Consider the following 17,473-nt stretch of genomic DNA (forward strand, 5'->3'; position numbering starts at 1 on the left):
GGGCAAAAGGGAGGGGGGGGGGGGGGGGGGAAGGGGGGGGCGGGGGGGGAAAACCCCCCCCCCCCCCCCCCCCGACGCGTCCGCCGAAAGAAGAGGTTTATGCCCCCTGCCGCATCCCGTCCCGTCGACAACCTCGACGACGACAACTACCCGGCTTACACCATGGGCCGGGCAGCCGAGATACTCGGCACCACCCCCGCCTTCCTCCGCTCCCTCGGTGAACACCGCCTGATCACCCCCCTGCGCTCCGAAGGCGGCCACCGCCGCTACTCCCGCTACCAACTGCGCATCGCGGCCCGCGCCCGCGAACTCGTCGACCAGGGCACCCCCATCGAGGCCGCCTGCCGCATCGTCGTCCTTGAAGACCAGCTCGAAGAAGCCCAGCGCATCAACGAGCAACTGCGCGCACAAAGCCGCGAGAGCCAATCGAAGACCTCAACCTGACAGGACGCCTTGTCCGAGTTGGACACCGACCGCCAGCGGACGAGGCCGCCATTACAGGTCGCAGGCCCGGACCGGGCGCGCGTTCAGAACGTGCCGGGTCTGACCGCGACCGACCAGCAGGACGGCACCCACGAGTTCTTCTTCCACGAGGGCCCCGGCCACCCGCGCAGCGATCCTGCCGTGCGCAAGGCCCTGCTCGCGGCAACCTGACTGACCTGGGCGCCGTGGTGACAAGCGGCACCGGACGGCCGCCCACCGGACTGGTCACCCAGCCCCGGCCCTGCCGCGGCGACACCGTCACCGGCCACTTGCCCCGCTACGACCCCCACGCGGCCGCCGAGCAGCTCGACGCCGCCGGTTGGAAGCAGCCCTCGCCGGGTGCGACCCGGGTCAAGGACGGAATGAAGCTGACGATCCGCTTCATCTACTCCTCCTCCGGGGGCGAGACCATGGCGGCCGCGGCCGAGTACCTGGCACACGCCTGGAAGCAGGTCGGTGTGGACGTGAGGCTGCGCGCCGTCTCCGACGCCGCCTACTTCCAGGTCGAGGACGTCGAACAGAACCGGGACCTGAACTGGGCCCCGCTCGGTGTCACCCTGCCCTCTCCGCTGACCGGTCTGATCGCCGGCCCCTTCACACCCGACGGCAACAACTTCGCCCACCTCAGGTACACGGCCTACAACCGCCTGACGGCGAAGGCCGCCGCCCTTCCGGGTGCGGCCGGCTGCCCCCTGTGGAACAACGCCGAGACCGCCCTGTTCGACAACGCCGACCTCGTCCCGGTCGTGGACAAGACAAAGACCGTGGCCGCCTACAGCGCCACATTCAGGATCTCCCTCGGCATGTTCTCCCCGAACACGATCCGCATGACGGGAGGCTCCAGATGACCCTGAGCGCCTGGGACTAGCGGAGAGAGCGGGTCGGGGAAGGGCTGGCATTCAGCTTCGCCTGGTGAATACATGGATCCTCCCGGCGAGTGCAATCGCAAAGTAGGCGCACCCTGGAAGCGAGACAGGACACGGACCGCATGAGGTGCCGGCCGCATCGTGCGGCCAGCGCAGCTGATCTCACGACAAAGCCGCACCGGAGCATTCCGATGCGGCTTCGTCGCCTCACGGCTCCGCGCAGAGGTCCCGTCAGGAGGGGGCCCGGCGGGGCCTCGCCGTATCACTCGCCTATCACGCCGCGATCACCAACTGGGCAGCCCCTTACGGACCAGGAGGCGCTGACCTGCCATTTCATGCCCGCGCTGCACTGATGTAGACGCCCCTGGACGGTCTCTACAACCTGTGCCATGTGGTACCCAGGGAGGGACCGAGCATCAGGACAGGGGCGTCCTCTGGCCCGTCAAAGCGGTATTGCAGGGTGTTCGGTGGTGTCTCGCTCACCCGTCAGACCCTCTCATCTCTCACGGACGCCCCTATGACTGGGGCGCTGGATACCGGCCTGACCAGGTTGAAGACCTCCCGGGCGGCATATCGCCCGAGGCATCGAATGATCTCACGTCGGGTCTTGCCCTCCTGAGTGCGGCGTTGGTAGTACGCCTGGGTAAGGGAATTGAAGCGCAGCCGGGTGAACACGATGCGGTACAGGGTGGCGTCGGCCTGGCGGTCGCCGCCATGGTTGAGCCGACGCGAGCTCCGGCGGCCCGAGGAGTACTCGATGGGACTGACTCCGCACAAAGCGGCGCAGGACACCTCGGTGTTCAGCCGCTCGGGGTTGTCTCCCATGGTGATCAGGAGAGTGACGGCGCTGTCCCGGCCGATGCCCACACCGGTATGGGCAGTGGCGGGGCGTGGCGTTCGACGAGCCGGGTCAGGCGCTGATTCAGCTCATCGAGCAGGAAACGCCGCCGTCCGCGCTCTCGGCCTCAGCGGAGGCCGCGCCCTCGCCACCTCCTCCGCCATCAACGCCGTCGTGGGAGCCGGATTCTCCTGGGCCGTCAACGAAGCACACTGCCAGCCCACCACCCCGTGGGACCTGCTGTTCGGCGCTGCCGGGGGCGCCGGCAGCAACCTCGCCGGTCCGGCCTTCAACTGGCTGCGGGGGGAAGCTGGGCAGGACGACGCCTCCTCCGCGGTTCGGCCCCGGGGCAGCGCACGCCGATGACCCCGCTGTTGCCCCGGTCGAAGAGCCCGGACCGCACCTGGCCCGCGGCATCCGCGACATCCGTGGTGGTGAGCGAGGCATCCTGCAGAAGTTCGCCCAGGAAATGGGAGCGATTGTCCACACCGACCCGCTGTTCAACCTCCCGGGCGGCGGGGCCACTACGACTCCGAAACACATCGACCGCAGACTCACCCGGCTACGAGACGTCCACGCCACCATGCAGCCCCACCTCGGCACCGGCGGCTACACCAACGGCATGGACCCCGAACTCACCGGTAGCCCTGTTGCAGGTCTACGAAGACGGTAACGGGGAGGCCGGCGGCGCAGGCGATCACCACGCCAGGGCAGAGGAGACGGCTCACACGGAGCGCGCGGCGTCCAGCGGCTCCTGCATGCCGGCCACCACGCAGGCGAAGCCGGTGCCCCGCCAACCGGCACACCGCGTCACTCCGAAGGGATGCGAAACTCGAATTCGGGACGGTCCCACGGCACGGCGGGCGGGTTCGCGAACGCGGTCCCGGTCCGCACCGCACCGACGCGGTGGTAGAAGTCCTCGGCGGGAAGGTGCGACACGACCCTGAGACGGTCGATCCCGGCGGCACGGGCCTCGGACTGCATGTGCGCGACGAGTAGCCGTCCAATACCCCGTCCTTGCACTTCGTCGGCGACGAACAGCAGGTCGAGCTCCGGTGGCGCGAGGACGAGCGAGTAGAACCCGAGGACCCGGCCTCCGTGCTCGTCGGCATCGACGGCCACGAAGGCGCGGTGGGCCTCGATGTAATCAGGGCCGACCCGGTAGCCCGCGACTGCGGCTGCGTACTTGCCCTCGTAGGCGCCTGAGCCACGCACGAGCCGCGTAAGCCGTTTGGCATCCCGCGCGACGGCCCTCCGTATCGTGATCCGCTGGCTGATCGGGGAAGTGCGTGAACTCATCGGGAGAGTATTTCGCACCGGGGAGTGCCCTCGTGCGGCGGGTCGGCTGCTCGGGCAGGCGTTCTGCACCGCTCCCGGAAACCGCTCGCCCGGGCCCCGATCGGCCACAGCACGACCTGTTCGACGTCGTCGTTCTCTCGGAGCGGGAAGGCGTGCGCAAGCCCGACCCGGAGATCTACCGCCGCACCGTCGGCCGCACCGGACTCGCCGCGCGGCGCTGCGTGTTCGTGGACGACCGCGCGATCAACCTGCCGCCCGCCGAGTCTCTCGGCATCCACCCCCTTGCTGCACACCGACCCCACCCGCACCGCGTCCCTGCTCTCCGAGTGGTTCGGCTCGGAGACAGGATGAGAACGTGCCGGCCGCGGCCCTTGCTCAGAGGTCGTCGGGCGTGCCCAGTCCCGTCAGCGCGCCCACCGGGTCCAGGTCCGGTGTGCCCCGCGGCCACCAGTCGTCGTGGCCCGGCTCCGACTCGTAGGCGTACCACAGGCCGTCGCGGCCCAGGCGCAGCTGGACGTGGCCGCGGGGATGGGTGAGGTGGTTGCGCCAGGGGCGGAACGCCGGGAGGTCGGCGGCGAGCAGCAGCGGGCGGGCCCGGTCGAAACGGCCGGCCGGCGGGTCCCACGGCTCCTCCAGCACGGCCAGCCCCTCGAGTCCCCCCTGCCGCCAGGCGGCCACCGCGCGGGCCAGATCGGCCGGGCTGCGGCCGGCGGCCTCGGCGAGCGTGGCGTACAGGGCGCGGGTGGTCGCGGTCAGTCCGGAGCCGGGCCGGGCGGCGGCGAGGCGTACGGCGTCCTGCCAGAGGGTCAGTTCGCCGACCGGGTCACGGCCGGTGGCGAGCATCGCGTGCGCGCGGGCGGCCGCGTCGGTCGCCAGCTGGTCCAGCGCGAAGGGGTCGGGACCGCCGGGCGCCGCCGGGTACACCGGGGGCTGCTCGGGATGCGGCGGCACCGCCAAGGGGGACGGCAGCGGCGGGAGTCGGCGTGGGGCGAGCGCGGTCGCGGCGCGCACGCCGGGCAGGGTCCGCGGTGTTCCCTCCTGGGCGGCGCGCGCCGCGCGGGCGGCGCTGCGCCGGGACAGCGCGTCGAGCAGGTCCTTCTCGCCCCGGCCGCGCAGCAGGAGCAGTACGAACGGGTCGGCGTCGAGCAGGCGTGCCGTCTGGTAGCAGAGGGCGGCCGCGTGCTTGCAGGGGTAGCCGGAGTCGGGGCAGCTGCAGCGCGGGGCGAGGTCCCCCGGCCCGGGCAGCAGGGGGACACCGCAGTCGGCGAGGGACTGGGGCAGCTCCTTGTCCAGCAGTGCCGCGATGTGCCCCGGCCGGTCGGCCGCGCTGTCCAGGAACCGCTCCCAGTCCTCGTCCTCCAGCGTGCGCAGCCGCACCTGGACCCGGTACGGGCGCGGTCGGCTGCCGCGCACGTACGCCAGCACCGTCCCCGGGGTCACGGTGATCGCGTCCACGTTCCCCTGGTCCGCGTAACCCCGGCCGCGGGCCAGCCGCTTGATGTCCAGCGCGCCCCGCTCCAGCGCGTCGATCCAGGCGTTGCCCCACCAGGTCTCGGCGAACGCCGGGTCTTGCGGAGACGCCGGCCGGGGCGGGAACGCCGGGAAGGTGCGGCGCAGTTCGGTGTCGCGGTGCGGGGTGGCCATGGTGACGGGGAGCAGCGCGGGTGCCGGGGCCGAGGGGCGGGGCTCGGGGGCACCGTGGTGGGCGCCCGGGGTCGGCCGCTCGGGCTCCGGCGTGGGATCGGCCGCGGACGGGTGCCCGGCGACGCCGGTGTCGCCATCGGGGGCGTCCGTGCCGGTGTCGTCCGTGCCGGTGTCGTCCGTGCCGGTGTCGTCCGTCTCCTCCGGGGCGTCGGCCCAGGAGGGCATGCGGAAGGCGTTCGTCAGGAACTGCCGCATGTCGTGAGCGGCCTGGACACGTACGGTCCGCGCCTCGTCTCCGGTGCGCTCGGGGCCGGGCCGGGTGACGGCGGGCCGCCCCGGTGTCCGCGGCCCGCGCCGGGAGCCCGCCTCCACGGCCTCGGCACGCAGCGCCTCACGGCGGGCGGAGCGGAGCGCTTCTCTGGCCGCGTCGGCCGGTCGCCCCGCGGGCCGCGCGGTGCGGGCGGCCTCCGGCACGTCCCGGTCACCGCGGCCGCCGGACTCCTCCCCGACAGCGGCTCCGTGGGAGTCGCCGGTCCCGCCGCCGACACCGCTCCTGCCGCCGTCGCTGCACTCGCCGCTCCTGCCGCCCCCAATGCCCTCGCCGAACTCGCCAGTCCTGCCGCCGTCACCGGTACCGCCGTACCTGCCGCCGTCACCGCCCTCGCCGAAGTCTCCGCGCCTGCCGGCTTCGCCGACATCGCCGCTCCTGCCGCCGTCGCCGCTCCCGTCCGTCGTGGTGCCCTCGTCCCGCCGGGCGGGCACGGCCGACCGGAGGGCGGCGCGCACGGCATCCGCCGGCCTCGGTCCCCCGGTGCCGGTCTCCCCGGACGCCCGCTCGGGCGCCTCCCAGGGCTCTCCCCGCTCGGTCCCCTCCCGCTCGGCCTCCGCCCGCTCGCGTGCCGCGCGCAAGGCACGCCGGGCGGCGTCGCCCGGCCGCTGTTCCCCGGCGGTCACGACGTCCTCCGCAGCGAGACCAGGTCGGACAGTTCACGGTCGGTCAGTTCGGTCAGTGCCGCCTCGCCGGACCCCAGAATGGCGTCGGCCAGGGCGCGCTTGGACTCCAGCATCTCGGCGATGCGGTCCTCGACCGTGCCCTCGGTGACCAGGCGGTGGACCTGGACGGGCTGGGTCTGGCCGATGCGGTAGGCGCGGTCGGTGGCCTGTTCCTCGACGGCCGGGTTCCACCAGCGGTCGAAGTGGACGACATGGCCCGCGCGGGTGAGGTTCAGTCCCGTGCCGGCCGCCTTCAGCGAGAGCACCAGGACGGGGGTCTCGCCGTTCTGGAAGCGGTCGACCATGCGCTCGCGCTCCGGCACCGGTGTGCCGCCGTGCAGGAGGTCGACGGGGATCGCCCGGGTGGACAGGTGGGCGGTGATGAGGCGGGCCATGCCGACGTACTGCGTGAAGACGAGGGCGGAGCCGTCCTCGGCGAGCAGGGTGTCCAACAGCTCGTCCAGGAGGGCGAGTTTGCCGGAGCGGGCGGCGAGCCGGTCGGCCCGCGGGTCCTCCTTCAGATACAGCGCCGGGTGGTCGCAGATCTGCTTCAGGGCGCCGAGCAGCTTCAGGACCAGACCCCGGCGGGCGATGCCCCCCGCGGTCTCGATGGCCAGCATCGACTCGCGCACCACGGCTTCGTACAACGCGGCCTGTTCCCGGGTGAGCGGGACCGGGTGGTCGGTCTCCGTCTTGGGGGGCAGCTCGGGGACGATGCCGGGGTCGGACTTCTTGCGGCGCAGCAGGAACGGCCGTACCAGCCGGGCCAGGCGCTCCACCGCCTGTTGGTCCTCGCCGTTCTCCACCGCGCGCGCGTGCCGGGCGCGGAAGGACTTCAGGGGACCGAGGAGTCCGGGGGTGGTCCAGTCGAGCAGGGCCCACAGTTCGGAGAGGTTGTTCTCCACCGGGGTTCCGGTGAGGGCGACGCGCGCGGGGGCCGGGATGGTGCGCAGAGCCTTGGCGGTCGCGGAGTACGGGTTCTTCACGTGCTGGGCCTCGTCGGCGACGACCATGCCCCAGGGCCGCTCGGCGAGCAGGCCCGCCGTGGAGCGCATCGTGCCGTACGTGGTGAGGACGAAGCCCCCTGCGGACAGGTCCTCCAGGGTGCGGTCGGGGCCGTGGAAGCGGCGGACCGGGACCCCGGGTGCGAACCGGGTGATCTCCCGCTGCCAGTTGCCCAGCAGCGACGCCGGACACACCACGAGCGTGGGCTCGGTGCGGGCTCGCTTCAGGTGCAGCGCGATGAGGGTGATCGTCTTGCCGAGGCCCATGTCGTCGGCGAGGCAGCCGCCGAGTCCGAGGGATGTCATCAGGTCGAGCCAGGCCAGGCCGCGGAGCTGGTAGTCGCGGAGGGTGGCGGCGAGGCCGGCGGGCGGCTCGGCCGGACGCGGGCCGTCCGTCAGGCGGTCGCGCAGCGCGGCCAGCGCGCCGACGGGGACGGCCTCGACGGTCTCGCCGTCGACCTCGGCGGTGCCGGTGAGCGCGACGGACAGGGCGTCGACCGGGTCGAGCAGGCCCAGTTCCCGCTTGCGGGCCTTGCGGACCAGGGCCGGGTCGACCAGCACCCAGCGGTCGCGGAGCCGTACGACCGGCCGGTGGGCCTCGGCGAGCGTGTCCATCTCGGCCTCGCTGAGCGGGTCCCCGCCGAGCGCCAGCTGCCAGCGGAACCGCAGCAGGTCCTCGCTCTCGAAGAACCCGGTGCCGTCGGTCGCCGAGCCGGGCGCGGGCCGGACCACCGCGGCGGCGGTGAGGTCGCGCGCCAGGTCCCGGGGCCAGTGCACGGCCACCCCGGCGGCGGCGAGCCGGCCGGCCGCCACGCCGAGCAGGTCCCCCAGCTCCTCCTCGGTGAGCGCGAGGACGTCCGGGACCTCCTGCTCGGCGAGCCGGTCCAGGGGCGGCCACACCCGGGCCGCGCGCCGTACGGCGAGGGCGGCGTCCACGCGCGCGCGTGGCCCGAAGGCCGCGTCCGCCTCCCCCGCCCACAGCGCGGCCGCGTCGGCCACCAGGGTCGGGTCGGCGAGGCTGTGCACCTGGACGATCGCCGCCCCCGCGGCGCGCGCGCCTTCGGCGGCGCCGGCGTCGAAGACGTCGTAGGCGGACAGGTCGAGGCGCAGTGAGATCCGGACGCCCGCGTCCATGCCGGCGGCGACCTCCGCGGCCCAGTCGTGGGCGGCTGGCAGCGCCTGGGCCTGGCGGGCGGCGAAGGGACGGCCGGAGGTGAGGGGGGCGGCCGGGGTGCGGGGCAGGGTGTCGGCGACCGCGTCCAGGAAGGAGCGGATCAGGGCCTCCGGCTCGGGCAGTTGGAGCGGGCCGGGGTCCGGCAGCGGCACGGCGTGGCCCTCCGGGGGCAGGGCGGCGGCCACCGCGCGCAGATGGGCGATGTCGTCGGGTTCCAGCGGGCCGGCCCGCCAGGCGTCGTGGCCGCTCGGGGTCAGTCCGGGCAGCAGGCGGCCGCGGGCGACGAGCCGCAGCGCGTGCAGCGCGGCGGCGCCCCAGCAGGCCGTGGACGGGTGGGCGGCCGGGTCGCGGCGGGCGCCGACCAGCAGCGGCAGGGCCTCGGCGAGCGGCAGGGTCAGCGCGGGCACCTGCCGGCGGCGCACGCCCGCCCCATGGCGTCGTACGACGGTCAGCTCGTCGGTGCCGCGGCCGTCCGGCAGCGGGCCGCCGTCGGGATCCCAGAAGGCGATACGGCCCTCGCGCGGGAGTGGCGCGGGCAGGTAGACGGACGCGAGGCGCACCGGAACCGGGCTACCGGCCTCCGGGGAACCTCCCGTGCGCTCGGCCACCGCCGCCGTGCCGCCGCTCATACGTCCTGCCACCTCCCGCCCGTCGCCTCGGATCAGACGTCTTCGACTCTACGGGCGGGGTCTGACAATCGGCTCCGGCGACCGGCCGCGGCCCCGGTCACGGAACCGTGCGGGAGACGACGTACACCATCGGATAGTTCGGGTCGGACATGTTGACGACCACGTCCTGGGTGGGCGCCGGGTTCTTCTGCTTGTGGGTGAGCCCGGACCAGGGGCCGGGGCCGGTGAAGTTCCAGCCGGAGACCTTCCGGTCGCGGGCGCCGATGGTGATGTCGTCCTTCTTCAGCTCGTCCCGGCGCAGGCCAATGGCGCCGAGGAAGCTGTCCAGACCGGCGCTGTTGGTGCGGAACTGCACGTACAGGCGGCTGGTCTTCCAGTTGTTGGTCTCGTAGTAGGCGATGTAGTCGGCGGGGTGCGGGACGGCCACCCGGTAGAGGCGCCGCTGCACCTTGGACGGCCAGCCCGGGGCGAGGCCGGTCGCCGAGTACTTCGCCTCCTTGTCCTTGCCGCTGTTGCGGCTCTGGTTGGCGGAGATCACCAGGTAGCCCGCCGGGACGCCGATGAGCAGCCCGATGAGCAGCAGGGTCAGCGCCCTGCGCTTGGCCTTGTGGCGCGGGTCCTCGGCCGGCCGGCGCGGCTCGTCCGGGGGCGCGGCCTGATGGGGAAGCGACGCGGTCATGCGGTGTCCCGGTCTCGGCGGGCCTGGGCGTACCGCTCGTAGCGCTCGTACCGCTCCACCCGGCGCCGCTTGGCGCGCCGGAACCGCCGGGCGACCAGCCGGGCCAGATCTGCGGCGCCGACCATGCCGGCCTCGGGGCCGAGCTGGGCGCGGGTGATGCGGGCCTCGGGGCGGTAGCCGCGGCCGGTGAGGTGGCGCTTGAAGGCGTCCCGGGCGGGGCCGATGAGCAGGTCGTCAGCGGCGCTGACGCCGCCGCCGATGACGAAGCAGGACGGGTCGAGGGCGGCGGCCAGGTTCGCGATGCCGACGCCGAGCCACTGGCCGATGTCCTGGAGCAGCTCCACGCACATGGCGTCGCCCTCGCGGGCCAGCTCGGTGATCATCGGGCCGGTGATGTCATTGATGCTGCCCTTGACGTGCTCGATGATCCCGTAGGCGACGGGCGAGTCGGCCGCGGCCAGCTCCTTGGCCTCGCGCACCAGCGCGTTGCCGGAGCTGTACTGCTCCCAGCAGCCGCGATTGCCGCAGGGGCAGCGGTGGCCGCCGGGCACGACCTGCATATGACCGAACTCACCCGCGACGCCGAACTTGCCGCGCTTGACCTGGCCGTCCTCCAGGATCGCGCCACCGATGCCGGTGCCCAGCGTGATCATGACCAGGTGGTCCTCGCCACGGCCCGCACCGAACCGCCACTCCGCCCAGGCGGCGGTGTTGGCGTCGTTGTCCACGAGGACCGGCACGGACAGCCGGCCGGCGAGGCGGTCGCGGAGCGGCTCGTTGCGCCAGGACAGGTGGGGTGCGAACAGGACGCGGTTGCGGTCGGCGTCGACCCAGCCGGCGGCGCCGATGCCGACCGCGTGCACGTCGTGCCGGTCGGAGAGGTCCAGGACCAGTTCGACGATGGTGTCCTCGACGACCTTGGGGCTCTTGGACTTGTCCGGGGTCTCCGCGCGGAGCTTCTCCAGGATGTTGCCGTCCGCGTCCACGACGCCGGCCATGACCTTGGTGCCGCCGATGTCGATGCCGACGGTGGGGACACGGGGGGCGGTCAGATGTGACCGGCGCTCCCTGGTGCCGACCGTACGGAGCACTGGGGCTCGGCGGGAGCCGATGGGTGCGGTGAGGTCGCGATAGGTGCTCATCGTTTGTCGATTCTGCCTCACCGCGGGGGTGGGTGCGGTGCGGGGCAGGAGAGGAGGGTGTGCGATCCGTGCCGGGTGCGGGCGCCCAGTGGCTTGTCGCGCCCACGCGGTGGAGCCGCGGGCCGACACGGCCCGGCGTCCCTCAGGTTCGCTCCAGTTCGTGGACCAGAGCGTCCAGGTCGGCTCCGCCCGCCATCTGCTTCGTCAGCTCGTCCAGGGTGATGTCGTCCCGTGTGTGATTGCCCACCATCGTGCCGCGGCGCAGGAGTACGAATCTGTCGCCGACCAGGTACGCGTGGTGCGGGTTGTGGGTGATCAGGACGACACCCAGGCCCTCGTCGCGGGCTGCCGCCACGTACTTCAGGACCACGCCGGACTGCTTCACGCCCAGTGCCGCCGTCGGCTCGTCCAGGACCAGGACCTTGGCGCCGAAGTGGACCGCCCTGGCGATCGCCACGCACTGGCGTTCGCCGCCGGAGAGGGTGCCGATGGGCTGGTCGACGTCGCGGAGGTCGATGCCCATGCGCAGGAGTCCGGCCCGGGTCGTCTCGCGCATGAAGTCGATGTCCAGGCGCTTGAAGGGTCCCTTGCCCTTGCGGGGCTCGGAGCCGAGGAAGAAGTTGCGCCACACCGGCATGAGGGGGACCACCGCCAGGTCCTGGTAGACCGTGGCGATACCGCGGTCCAGGGCCTCCCGCGGGGACGCCAGGGTCGTCTCCTCACCCTCGATGCTCAGGGTGCCGCCGTCGTGCCGGTGCAGGCCCGCGATGATCTTGATCAGGGTGGACTTGCCGGCTCCGTTGTCACCGAGGACGCAGGTGATCCTGCCGGGGTCGACCTCCAGCGAGACGCCTTCGAGGGCGCGGACGCTGCCGTAGTGCTTGCTGACGTCGGCCAGCTTCACGAGAGTCACTTGTTCGCCTCCGCGCGCTTGCGGACCCAGGCGTTGAGCAGGGTCGCGAGGAGCAGCATCGCTCCGAGGAAGAACTTGAACCAGTCGGGGTTCCACTCGGCGAAGACGATGCCCTTGCTGGTCATGCCGAACAGGAGCGCGCCGACGGCCGAGCCGACCGCGCTGCCGTAGCCGCCGGTGATCAGGCAGCCGCCGATGACGGCCGCGATGATGTAGATCAGCTCGTTGCCGACGCCCTCGCCGGACTGGACGGCGTCGAAGGAGAAGAGCAGGTGCTGGCCGGAGATCCAGGCACCGAACGCCACGCCCGTGTAGAGGCCGATCTTGGTCCTGGTGACCGGGACGCCGACCGCGCGGGCCGCGTCCTGGTTGCCGCCGACCGCGAAGATCCAGTTGCCGGCGCGGGTGCGCAGCAGGATCCAGGAGGCCAGGGCGACCAGGGCGAGCCACCACAGGACGGTGACCTTGAGGTCGACGCCGCGGACGGTGAGGGTCGAGGCGAAGACGGCGTGGGCGCTCGGGAAGCCCTCCATGTCGGCGATGGTCTTGGTGGAGACCGTGCCGTCGATCAGCTTGGTGAAGCCGAGGTTCATGCCGGTCAGCATCAGGAAGGTGCCCAGGGTGACGATGAAGCTGGGCAGTTTCGTGCGGGTGAGCACGAAGCCGTTGAAGGCGCCGACGGCGAGGGTGACCAGCAGCGAGACACCCACGCCGACCCAGGTGTTGGCCGTCATCTGGTAGCTGAACATCGAGGAGACCAGCGCGGAGGACGTCACGAGGACTCCGGCCGACAGGTCGAACTCGCCGCCGATCATCAGCAACGCGACCGGTACGGCCATGATGCCGATGGTCGAGGAGGCGTACAGGACCGTGCTGAGGCTGGCGGCGCGCAGGAAGCCGTCGGCGGCCACGGCGAAGACGACGAAGACGGCCAGCGCGCCGACCACCGAGCCCAGCTCGGGCCGGGCGAGCAGCTTCCGCAGCGGCGAGGTCTGCAGAATCCTTTCATCGAGCGGTTTCTCGTCCGTGATCGCGGTCATCGGGTGCCCCGCTCGGTGTAGTCCGCCAGCGCGGCCGCCTGGTCCTTGGTGATGATCTGCGGGCCGGTGAGGACCGGCTTGCCGCCGCCGAGGACATCGCCGTTGTACTTGTACAGCCACAGCAGATCGACGGCCTGGTAGCCCTGGAGGTACGGCTGCTGGTCCACGGCGAAGCCGAGGGTGCCGTTCTTCAGCGAGGCCGCGACCTTGGCGTTGAGGTCGAAGGTGTCGATCTCGGCCCCGCTGCCCGCGTCCCCCTTGGCCTTCACGGCGGTGTCGGCGTAGGGCGCACCGAGGGTGACGACGGCGTCGACGGACTTGTCGGCCTGCAGCTTCGCCTCGATCGCGGACTGGACGTCGGGCATGTTGGTGCCGTTGACGTAGAGCTTCTGCAGCGTGCCGTGGAAGGTCCTGGCGACGCCGTCGCAGCGCTGCTCGTGGCCGACGTTGCCCTGTTCGTGCAGCACGCACAGGGCCTTCTTCTTCCCGCGCCTGTTCAGCTCGTCGCCGACGGCCTCGCCGGCGATCGTCTCGTCCTGGCCGATGTGGGTGAGGGCGCCGAAGGCCTTGGACTCCTCGGAGCCGGAGTTCACCGTGACCACCGGGATGCCGGCCTTCTCGGCGCGGGCCACGGCGGCCTTGAGGGCGTCGGGCTTGGCGAGGGTGACGATGATCCCGTCGACCTTCTTGTCGACCGCCGCGTCCACCAGCTGCGCCTGCTGCTGGGCCTCGTCGTCGTGCGAGTAGAGGAAGTTGATGTTGTCCTTGACGGCGGCCTGCTTGGCGCCGCTCTGCACGATGTCCCAGAAGGTGTCGCCGTCTCCCGAGTGAGTGATCATCGCGAAGGTCCAGCGGGGGGTGTTCACCGCCGCCCTGCCCTGGGCGGCGGCGGCCTCGCGGGCGTCCTCGGCCCGCTTGCCGCCGGTGCTGCTGCAGGCGGCGAGGGAGACGCTCAGCGCCCCCGCCACCGCGATGCCTACCCAGGTCCGAAACCGTGCCACGAGGCCGTGCCCTTCTTGCCGTGTTGCCGACTGTGCTCCGACGTGCGCGAGGGGCGGGCGATCTCACCGTCGGTGTGTCCCGGCGGCGGTCTCACCAGCCCCAAACACTTCAGTATCGAACACAGGGAACACGCATGACATGACCGGGGAGCGGCCGGCGGTCGCATTGTCCGGACATTGCGACGAACCGGCGGCGATCCTCAGGGGCGCACGAGCAGCTGGAACTCGAAGGAGTAGCGCGTCGGGCGGTAGGTGTGGTCGCCGAACTCCACCGCGCGGCCGGTGTCGTCGAAGGTGGTGCGCTGCATGGTGAGCAGCGGGGCGCCCTCCGCCTCGGCGAGCCGCTCGGCCTCGGCGGCCGTGGCGCCACGGGCGCCGATGGACTGGCGCGCGCTGTGCAGGGTGATCCCGGCGGAGCGCATCAGCCGGTACAGGCCGGTGGCCTCCAGCTGGCGGGTGTCCAGGTCGAGCAGGCCGGGCGGCAGGTGGTTGATCAGGTAGGCCATCGGTTCGCCGTGCGCGAGGCGCAGCCGCTCGATGCGGTGGACGTCACCGTCCTCGGCGACACCGAGCGCGGCGGCGACCTCGGCGGAGGCGGGCACGACCGTGTTGACGAGGACCTTGGTGGCGGGGCGCTGGCCGGCCGCCTCCAGGTCGTCGTAGAGGCTGCTCAGCTCCAGGGGGCGCTTGACCTGGCTGTGCACGACCTGGGTGCCCACACCGCGGCGGCGGACGAGAAGACCCTTGTCCACGAGGGACTGGATGGCCTGGCGGACCGTGGGCCGGGACAGGCCGAGCCGCGCGGCCAGCTCGATCTCGTTGCCCAGCAGGCTGCCGGGCGTGAGACTGCCGTGCTCGATGGCGGCCTCCAACTGCTGGGAGAGCTGGAAGTACAACGGCACCGGGGAGCTACGGTCCACACGGAGGTCGAGTGACACGGTCGGGTCCACATCTGGTTTCGGCACGGGCCCGAGCGTAGCCGCGTGCATGGTTGACGGGAAGTTGTGTAGACAGGTTGTCCGGACATTTGCATTGACAGCGTACGGGGTCGGCCCTCACTTTGTTTCCATGCGCATCGGGGTCATCGGTACGGGCCGCATCGGCACCATTCATGCGAACACTCTGAGCCGCCACCGTGAGGTCGGATCGCTGATCCTGACGGACGCGGAACCGGCGCGGGCCCAGGAGCTGGCACACCGCCTGGGCGAGACGGCGGCACCGGGAGTGGACGAGATCTTCAAGTGGGGCGTGGACGCCGTGGTGATCACCACGGCGACGGCGGCGCACGCCGAACTGATCGGTCGGGCAGCACGCTCGGGCCTGCCGGTCTTCTGCGAGAAGCCGATCGCCCTCGACCTGCCGGGCACGCTTCAGGCGCTCGCCGAGGTGGAAGCCGCCGGAACGGTTCTCCAGATGGGCTTCCAGCGGCGCTTCGACACCGGCTACGCGGGTGCCCGGGAGGCGGTGCGCTCGGGACGGCTCGGGCGGCTGCACACCGTGCGGGCGACCACCTCCGACCAGTCCCCTCCCCCGCCGGAGTGGCTGCCGCTGTCGGGCGGGCTGTTCCGGGACACCCTGATCCACGACTTCGACGTGCTGCGCTGGGTGACGGGCCGTGAGGTGGTGGACGTGTACGCGACCGGCTCGGACGCCGGGCCCGCCATGTTCCGCGAGGCGGGCGACGTCGACACCGGCGCCGCCCTGCTCACGCTGGACGACGGCACGCTTGCCACGGCGACGGCGACCCGGCTGAACGGCGCGGGCTACGACGTCCGCATGGAGCTGGCCGGGGAGCGGGACACCGTCGTGGTGGGCCTGGACGACCGGACGCCGGTGGCGTCCACCGAGCCGACCGGGCCGCCCGCGGCGGACAAGCCGTGGACCAGCTTCCTGGAGCGGTTCGGACCCGCCTACGAGGCCGAGCTGTGCGCCTTCGTCGAGGTGCTGAACGGTGGGCGGCCCAACCCGTGCGACGGCCGCGAGGCCCTGCAGGCGCTGCGGATCGCCGAGGCCTGCGAGGTGTCCCGCCGCGAGCGACGGCCGGTACGGCTGGCGGAGATCCAGGGCCGGATCCAGCCGTCGTAGACGGAGCGCCGGGGCCGGATCCAGCCGTCGTGGAGGGACGGCCGGAGCCGGATCCAGCCGTCGTGGAGGGAGAGCCGAGGTCGGATCCAGCCGTCGCAGGAGAGGCCCGGGCGGTGTTCAGCCGCCATAGGCGGAGGCCTCGGATGCGGTCCAGCCTTCATAGGGGAAGGCCGCGGACAGCGGCCAGCCTCCTTAGGCGGTGGTCCCGGGCGGTGTCCAGCCGCAGTAGGCGCAGGCCTCGGACGGGGTCCAGCCTTCCTAGGGGAAGGCCGCGGACAGGGTTCAGCCGTCGTAGGCGGTGGTCCCGGGCGGTGACCAGCCGTCGCAGGCGCAGGCCCCGGACAGGGATCAGCCGTGGCAGGGGCAGGCCCCGGCGGGGTCCAGCCTCCGTAGGCGCAGGCCCCGGACGGGGTCCAGCCTGTGCGGGGCTGGACCCGTGCCGCTTACCAGCGCACCGGAAGGCTGCGCATCCCCCGCATCAGCAGGCCCGGCAGCCACTCGCCCGGTGAGCCGTCGAGCGCCAGGCCGGGGGCGCGCTCCAGGAGGGTGCCGACGGCGATACGGCCCTCCAGACGGGCCAGGGGTGCGCCCAGGCAGAAGTGGATGCCGTGGCCGAAGGCGAGGTGGCCGCGGGTGTCGCGGCGGATGTCGAACCGGTGCGGATCGCTGTAACGGTCGCCGTCGCGCTGGGCGGCGGTGAGGCCGATCACCACGTGCTCGCCCTGCTCGATGGCCGTGCCGCCGATCTCCAGGGGCTCGGCGGCGTACCGGAACGTGGCGCTCTCCACCGGGCCGTCGTAGCGCAGCATCTCCTCCACGGCGCCGTCCAGGAGGCTCGGGTCGGCCCGCAGCGCGGCCAGTTGCCCGGGGTGGGTCAGGAGGGCGAGGACGCCGTTGCCGACGAGGTTGACCGTGGTCTCGTGGCCGGCGATGAGCAGCAGGAAGGCCATGCCGCGCAGTTCCTGCGGGGAGAGCCGGTCGCCGTCCTCGGCGGTGGTGCGGATCAGGTCGCTGAGCAGGTCGTCGGTCGGTCCGGCGCACCGCTTGTCCTCGATCAGCTCGGTGAGGTACCCGCCCAGGCGGACGACCGCCTCGTACTCCGTGTCCGCGTCGGTGGGTGCGACCACCTCGGTGGACATCTTCCGGAACTCCGCGCGGTCCATGTCCGGGACGCCGAGGAGTTCGCAGATGACGGTGAGGGGCAGCGGGTAGGCGAGCGACTCGATGAGGTCGGCGTGGCCGCGCGGCAGCATCTCGTCCAGCAGTGCGTCGGTGATCTGCTGGATCCGCGGGCGCAGCTGTTCCACCCGGCGCATCGTGAACGCGCGGGTCACGAGACCGCGCAGGCGGGTGTGCTGGGGCGGGTCGGTGGCCAGCAGATGCTTGCCGATCATGTCCTGGTCCAGGAACGTCACGCCGATCTTGTCGCCGTCCTTGGCCAACCGGGGGTCGGCGAGGGCCGCGCGCGCCTCCTCGTACCCGACGACCAGCCAGGTCTCGTAGTTCTCGTCCGCTCCCGGCAGCCGGACCCGGTGCACGGGGCCCCGCTCGCGCAGGCGTGCGTACACCGGATGCGGATCCCGGCGGAACGCGTCCCCGAACTCCCCCAGATCGACCACGTGTTGCCTGTCCATCGCACCCCTTCCGGACTCCCCCGAGGCCGCCGGGCTTCTCCCGGTACCC

17 protein-coding genes and 1 pseudogene are annotated in these 17,473 nt (G+C 72.4%); 7 read left to right on the forward strand and 11 right to left on the reverse strand.

The window, feature by feature from the left end; all coding sequences use genetic code 11:
* Window positions 1-99 precede the first annotated feature (99 nt).
* The 3 genes from AC07CM_RS01510 to AC07CM_RS01520 are packed head-to-tail and all read left to right on the forward strand — an operon-like array spanning window position 100 to window position 1,331.
* Entirely contained in the window at window positions 100-444 is a 345-nt protein-coding gene (locus AC07CM_RS01510; RefSeq protein WP_478874267.1) for a MerR family transcriptional regulator, read from the forward strand.
* Between the two features lie 9 nt (window positions 445-453).
* Window positions 454-654 carry a hypothetical protein gene (locus AC07CM_RS01515; RefSeq protein WP_478874268.1) on the forward strand — a complete coding sequence of 67 codons (201 nt, stop codon included), beginning with the start codon at window positions 454-456 and terminating at the stop codon, window positions 652-654.
* 14 nt (window positions 655-668) lie between these two features.
* Window positions 669-1,331, forward strand: coding sequence for an ABC transporter substrate-binding protein (locus AC07CM_RS01520; RefSeq protein ID WP_478874269.1), 663 nt, complete (start codon window positions 669-671; stop codon window positions 1,329-1,331).
* 504 nt (window positions 1,332-1,835) lie between these two features.
* Here the strand turns inward: AC07CM_RS01520 and AC07CM_RS01525 are convergent.
* The gene (locus tag AC07CM_RS01525; protein WP_478874270.1) at window positions 1,836-2,174 is read right to left on the reverse strand and encodes a transposase; all 339 of its coding nucleotides are present in this window, start codon (window positions 2,172-2,174) and stop codon (window positions 1,836-1,838) included.
* A 187-nt stretch (window positions 2,175-2,361) separates the two neighbouring features.
* Here AC07CM_RS01525 and AC07CM_RS01530 point away from each other — a divergent pair, with 187 nt between their 5' ends.
* Both AC07CM_RS01530 and AC07CM_RS01535 read left to right on the forward strand, forming a co-directional pair.
* The gene (locus tag AC07CM_RS01530) at window positions 2,362-2,553 is read left to right on the forward strand and encodes a hypothetical protein (protein WP_478874271.1); all 192 of its coding nucleotides are present in this window, start codon (window positions 2,362-2,364) and stop codon (window positions 2,551-2,553) included.
* Between the two features lie 103 nt (window positions 2,554-2,656).
* Window positions 2,657-2,860 carry a hypothetical protein gene (locus AC07CM_RS01535; protein WP_478874272.1) on the forward strand — a complete coding sequence of 68 codons (204 nt, stop codon included), beginning with the start codon at window positions 2,657-2,659 and terminating at the stop codon, window positions 2,858-2,860.
* A 137-nt stretch (window positions 2,861-2,997) separates the two neighbouring features.
* Here the strand turns inward: AC07CM_RS01535 and AC07CM_RS01540 are convergent, their stop codons facing one another.
* Complete coding sequence (locus tag AC07CM_RS01540; protein ID WP_478874273.1) at window positions 2,998-3,486, reverse strand: GNAT family N-acetyltransferase; 489 nt, start codon at window positions 3,484-3,486, stop codon at window positions 2,998-3,000.
* A gap of 152 nt (window positions 3,487-3,638) precedes the next feature.
* Here AC07CM_RS01540 and AC07CM_RS01545 point away from each other — a divergent pair.
* Window positions 3,639-3,704, forward strand: a pseudogene (locus AC07CM_RS01545) (hypothetical protein); the annotation flags it as partial.
* A 157-nt stretch (window positions 3,705-3,861) separates the two neighbouring features.
* Here the strand turns inward: AC07CM_RS01545 and AC07CM_RS01550 are convergent.
* The 8 genes from AC07CM_RS01550 to AC07CM_RS01585 all read right to left on the reverse strand — a co-directional run bounded on the left by AC07CM_RS01550 (window position 3,862) and on the right by AC07CM_RS01585 (window position 14,643).
* Window positions 3,862-6,084, reverse strand: coding sequence for an SWIM zinc finger family protein (locus AC07CM_RS01550; protein ID WP_478874274.1), 2,223 nt, complete (start codon window positions 6,082-6,084; stop codon window positions 3,862-3,864).
* A complete protein-coding gene (locus AC07CM_RS01555) occupies window positions 6,081-8,930 on the reverse strand; it encodes a DEAD/DEAH box helicase (RefSeq protein ID WP_478874275.1) in 2,850 nt (949 codons plus the stop codon). Before AC07CM_RS01555 ends, AC07CM_RS01550 begins: the two co-directional genes overlap by 4 nt.
* A gap of 97 nt (window positions 8,931-9,027) precedes the next feature.
* On the reverse strand, window positions 9,028-9,609 hold the full coding sequence (locus AC07CM_RS01560; protein WP_478874276.1) for a sugar kinase: 582 nt from the start codon (window positions 9,607-9,609) through the stop codon (window positions 9,028-9,030).
* The gene (locus AC07CM_RS01565) at window positions 9,606-10,751 is read right to left on the reverse strand and encodes an ROK family glucokinase (protein ID WP_478874277.1); all 1,146 of its coding nucleotides are present in this window, start codon (window positions 10,749-10,751) and stop codon (window positions 9,606-9,608) included. The genes AC07CM_RS01560 and AC07CM_RS01565 overlap by 4 nt, the downstream gene beginning before the upstream one ends.
* Window positions 10,752-10,893: 142 nt before the next feature.
* Window positions 10,894-11,664, reverse strand: coding sequence for an ATP-binding cassette domain-containing protein (locus tag AC07CM_RS01570; protein WP_478874278.1), 771 nt, complete (start codon window positions 11,662-11,664; stop codon window positions 10,894-10,896).
* Window positions 11,661-12,704, reverse strand: coding sequence for an ABC transporter permease (locus AC07CM_RS01575; protein WP_478874279.1), 1,044 nt, complete (start codon window positions 12,702-12,704; stop codon window positions 11,661-11,663). Before AC07CM_RS01575 ends, AC07CM_RS01570 begins: the two co-directional genes overlap by 4 nt.
* A complete protein-coding gene (locus tag AC07CM_RS01580; protein WP_478874280.1) occupies window positions 12,701-13,705 on the reverse strand; it encodes a sugar ABC transporter substrate-binding protein in 1,005 nt (334 codons plus the stop codon). The genes AC07CM_RS01575 and AC07CM_RS01580 overlap by 4 nt, the downstream gene beginning before the upstream one ends.
* Before the next feature lie 200 nt (window positions 13,706-13,905).
* Window positions 13,906-14,643 (reverse strand): GntR family transcriptional regulator, encoded by a 738-nt coding sequence (locus tag AC07CM_RS01585; protein WP_478874453.1) that lies wholly within the window; start codon window positions 14,641-14,643, stop codon window positions 13,906-13,908.
* A 130-nt stretch (window positions 14,644-14,773) separates the two neighbouring features.
* Here AC07CM_RS01585 and AC07CM_RS01590 point away from each other — a divergent pair, with 130 nt between their 5' ends.
* A complete protein-coding gene (locus tag AC07CM_RS01590; protein WP_478874281.1) occupies window positions 14,774-15,790 on the forward strand; it encodes a Gfo/Idh/MocA family protein in 1,017 nt (338 codons plus the stop codon).
* Window positions 15,791-16,233: 443 nt separating this feature from the next.
* Here the strand turns inward: AC07CM_RS01590 and AC07CM_RS01595 are convergent, their stop codons facing one another.
* Window positions 16,234-17,424 carry a cytochrome P450 family protein gene (locus tag AC07CM_RS01595; RefSeq protein ID WP_478874282.1) on the reverse strand — a complete coding sequence of 397 codons (1,191 nt, stop codon included), beginning with the start codon at window positions 17,422-17,424 and terminating at the stop codon, window positions 16,234-16,236.
* Window positions 17,425-17,473 lie beyond the last annotated feature (49 nt).

The sequence above is a fragment of the Streptomyces sp. NPDC044061 genome (genome assembly GCF_056434305.1).

What these genes read in the sequence shown, in the direction of transcription:
- AC07CM_RS01510 (WP_478874267.1), top strand. Translation starts at nt 100, where the DNA reads ATGCCCCCTGCCGCATCCCGTCCCGTCGACAACCTCGACGACGACAAC.
- AC07CM_RS01540 (WP_478874273.1), bottom strand. Translation starts at nt 3,486, where the DNA reads ATGAGTTCACGCACTTCCCCGATCAGCCAGCGGATCACGATACGGAGG.
- AC07CM_RS01560 (WP_478874276.1), bottom strand. Translation starts at nt 9,609, where the DNA reads ATGACCGCGTCGCTTCCCCATCAGGCCGCGCCCCCGGACGAGCCGCGC.
- AC07CM_RS01575 (WP_478874279.1), bottom strand. Translation starts at nt 12,704, where the DNA reads ATGACCGCGATCACGGACGAGAAACCGCTCGATGAAAGGATTCTGCAG.
- AC07CM_RS01535 (WP_478874272.1), top strand. Translation starts at nt 2,657, where the DNA reads ATGGGAGCGATTGTCCACACCGACCCGCTGTTCAACCTCCCGGGCGGC.
- AC07CM_RS01565 (WP_478874277.1), bottom strand. Translation starts at nt 10,751, where the DNA reads ATGAGCACCTATCGCGACCTCACCGCACCCATCGGCTCCCGCCGAGCC.
- AC07CM_RS01525 (WP_478874270.1), bottom strand. Translation starts at nt 2,174, where the DNA reads ATGGGAGACAACCCCGAGCGGCTGAACACCGAGGTGTCCTGCGCCGCT.
- AC07CM_RS01590 (WP_478874281.1), top strand. Translation starts at nt 14,774, where the DNA reads ATGCGCATCGGGGTCATCGGTACGGGCCGCATCGGCACCATTCATGCG.
- AC07CM_RS01595 (WP_478874282.1), bottom strand. Translation starts at nt 17,424, where the DNA reads ATGGACAGGCAACACGTGGTCGATCTGGGGGAGTTCGGGGACGCGTTC.
- AC07CM_RS01555 (WP_478874275.1), bottom strand. Translation starts at nt 8,930, where the DNA reads ATGAGCGGCGGCACGGCGGCGGTGGCCGAGCGCACGGGAGGTTCCCCG.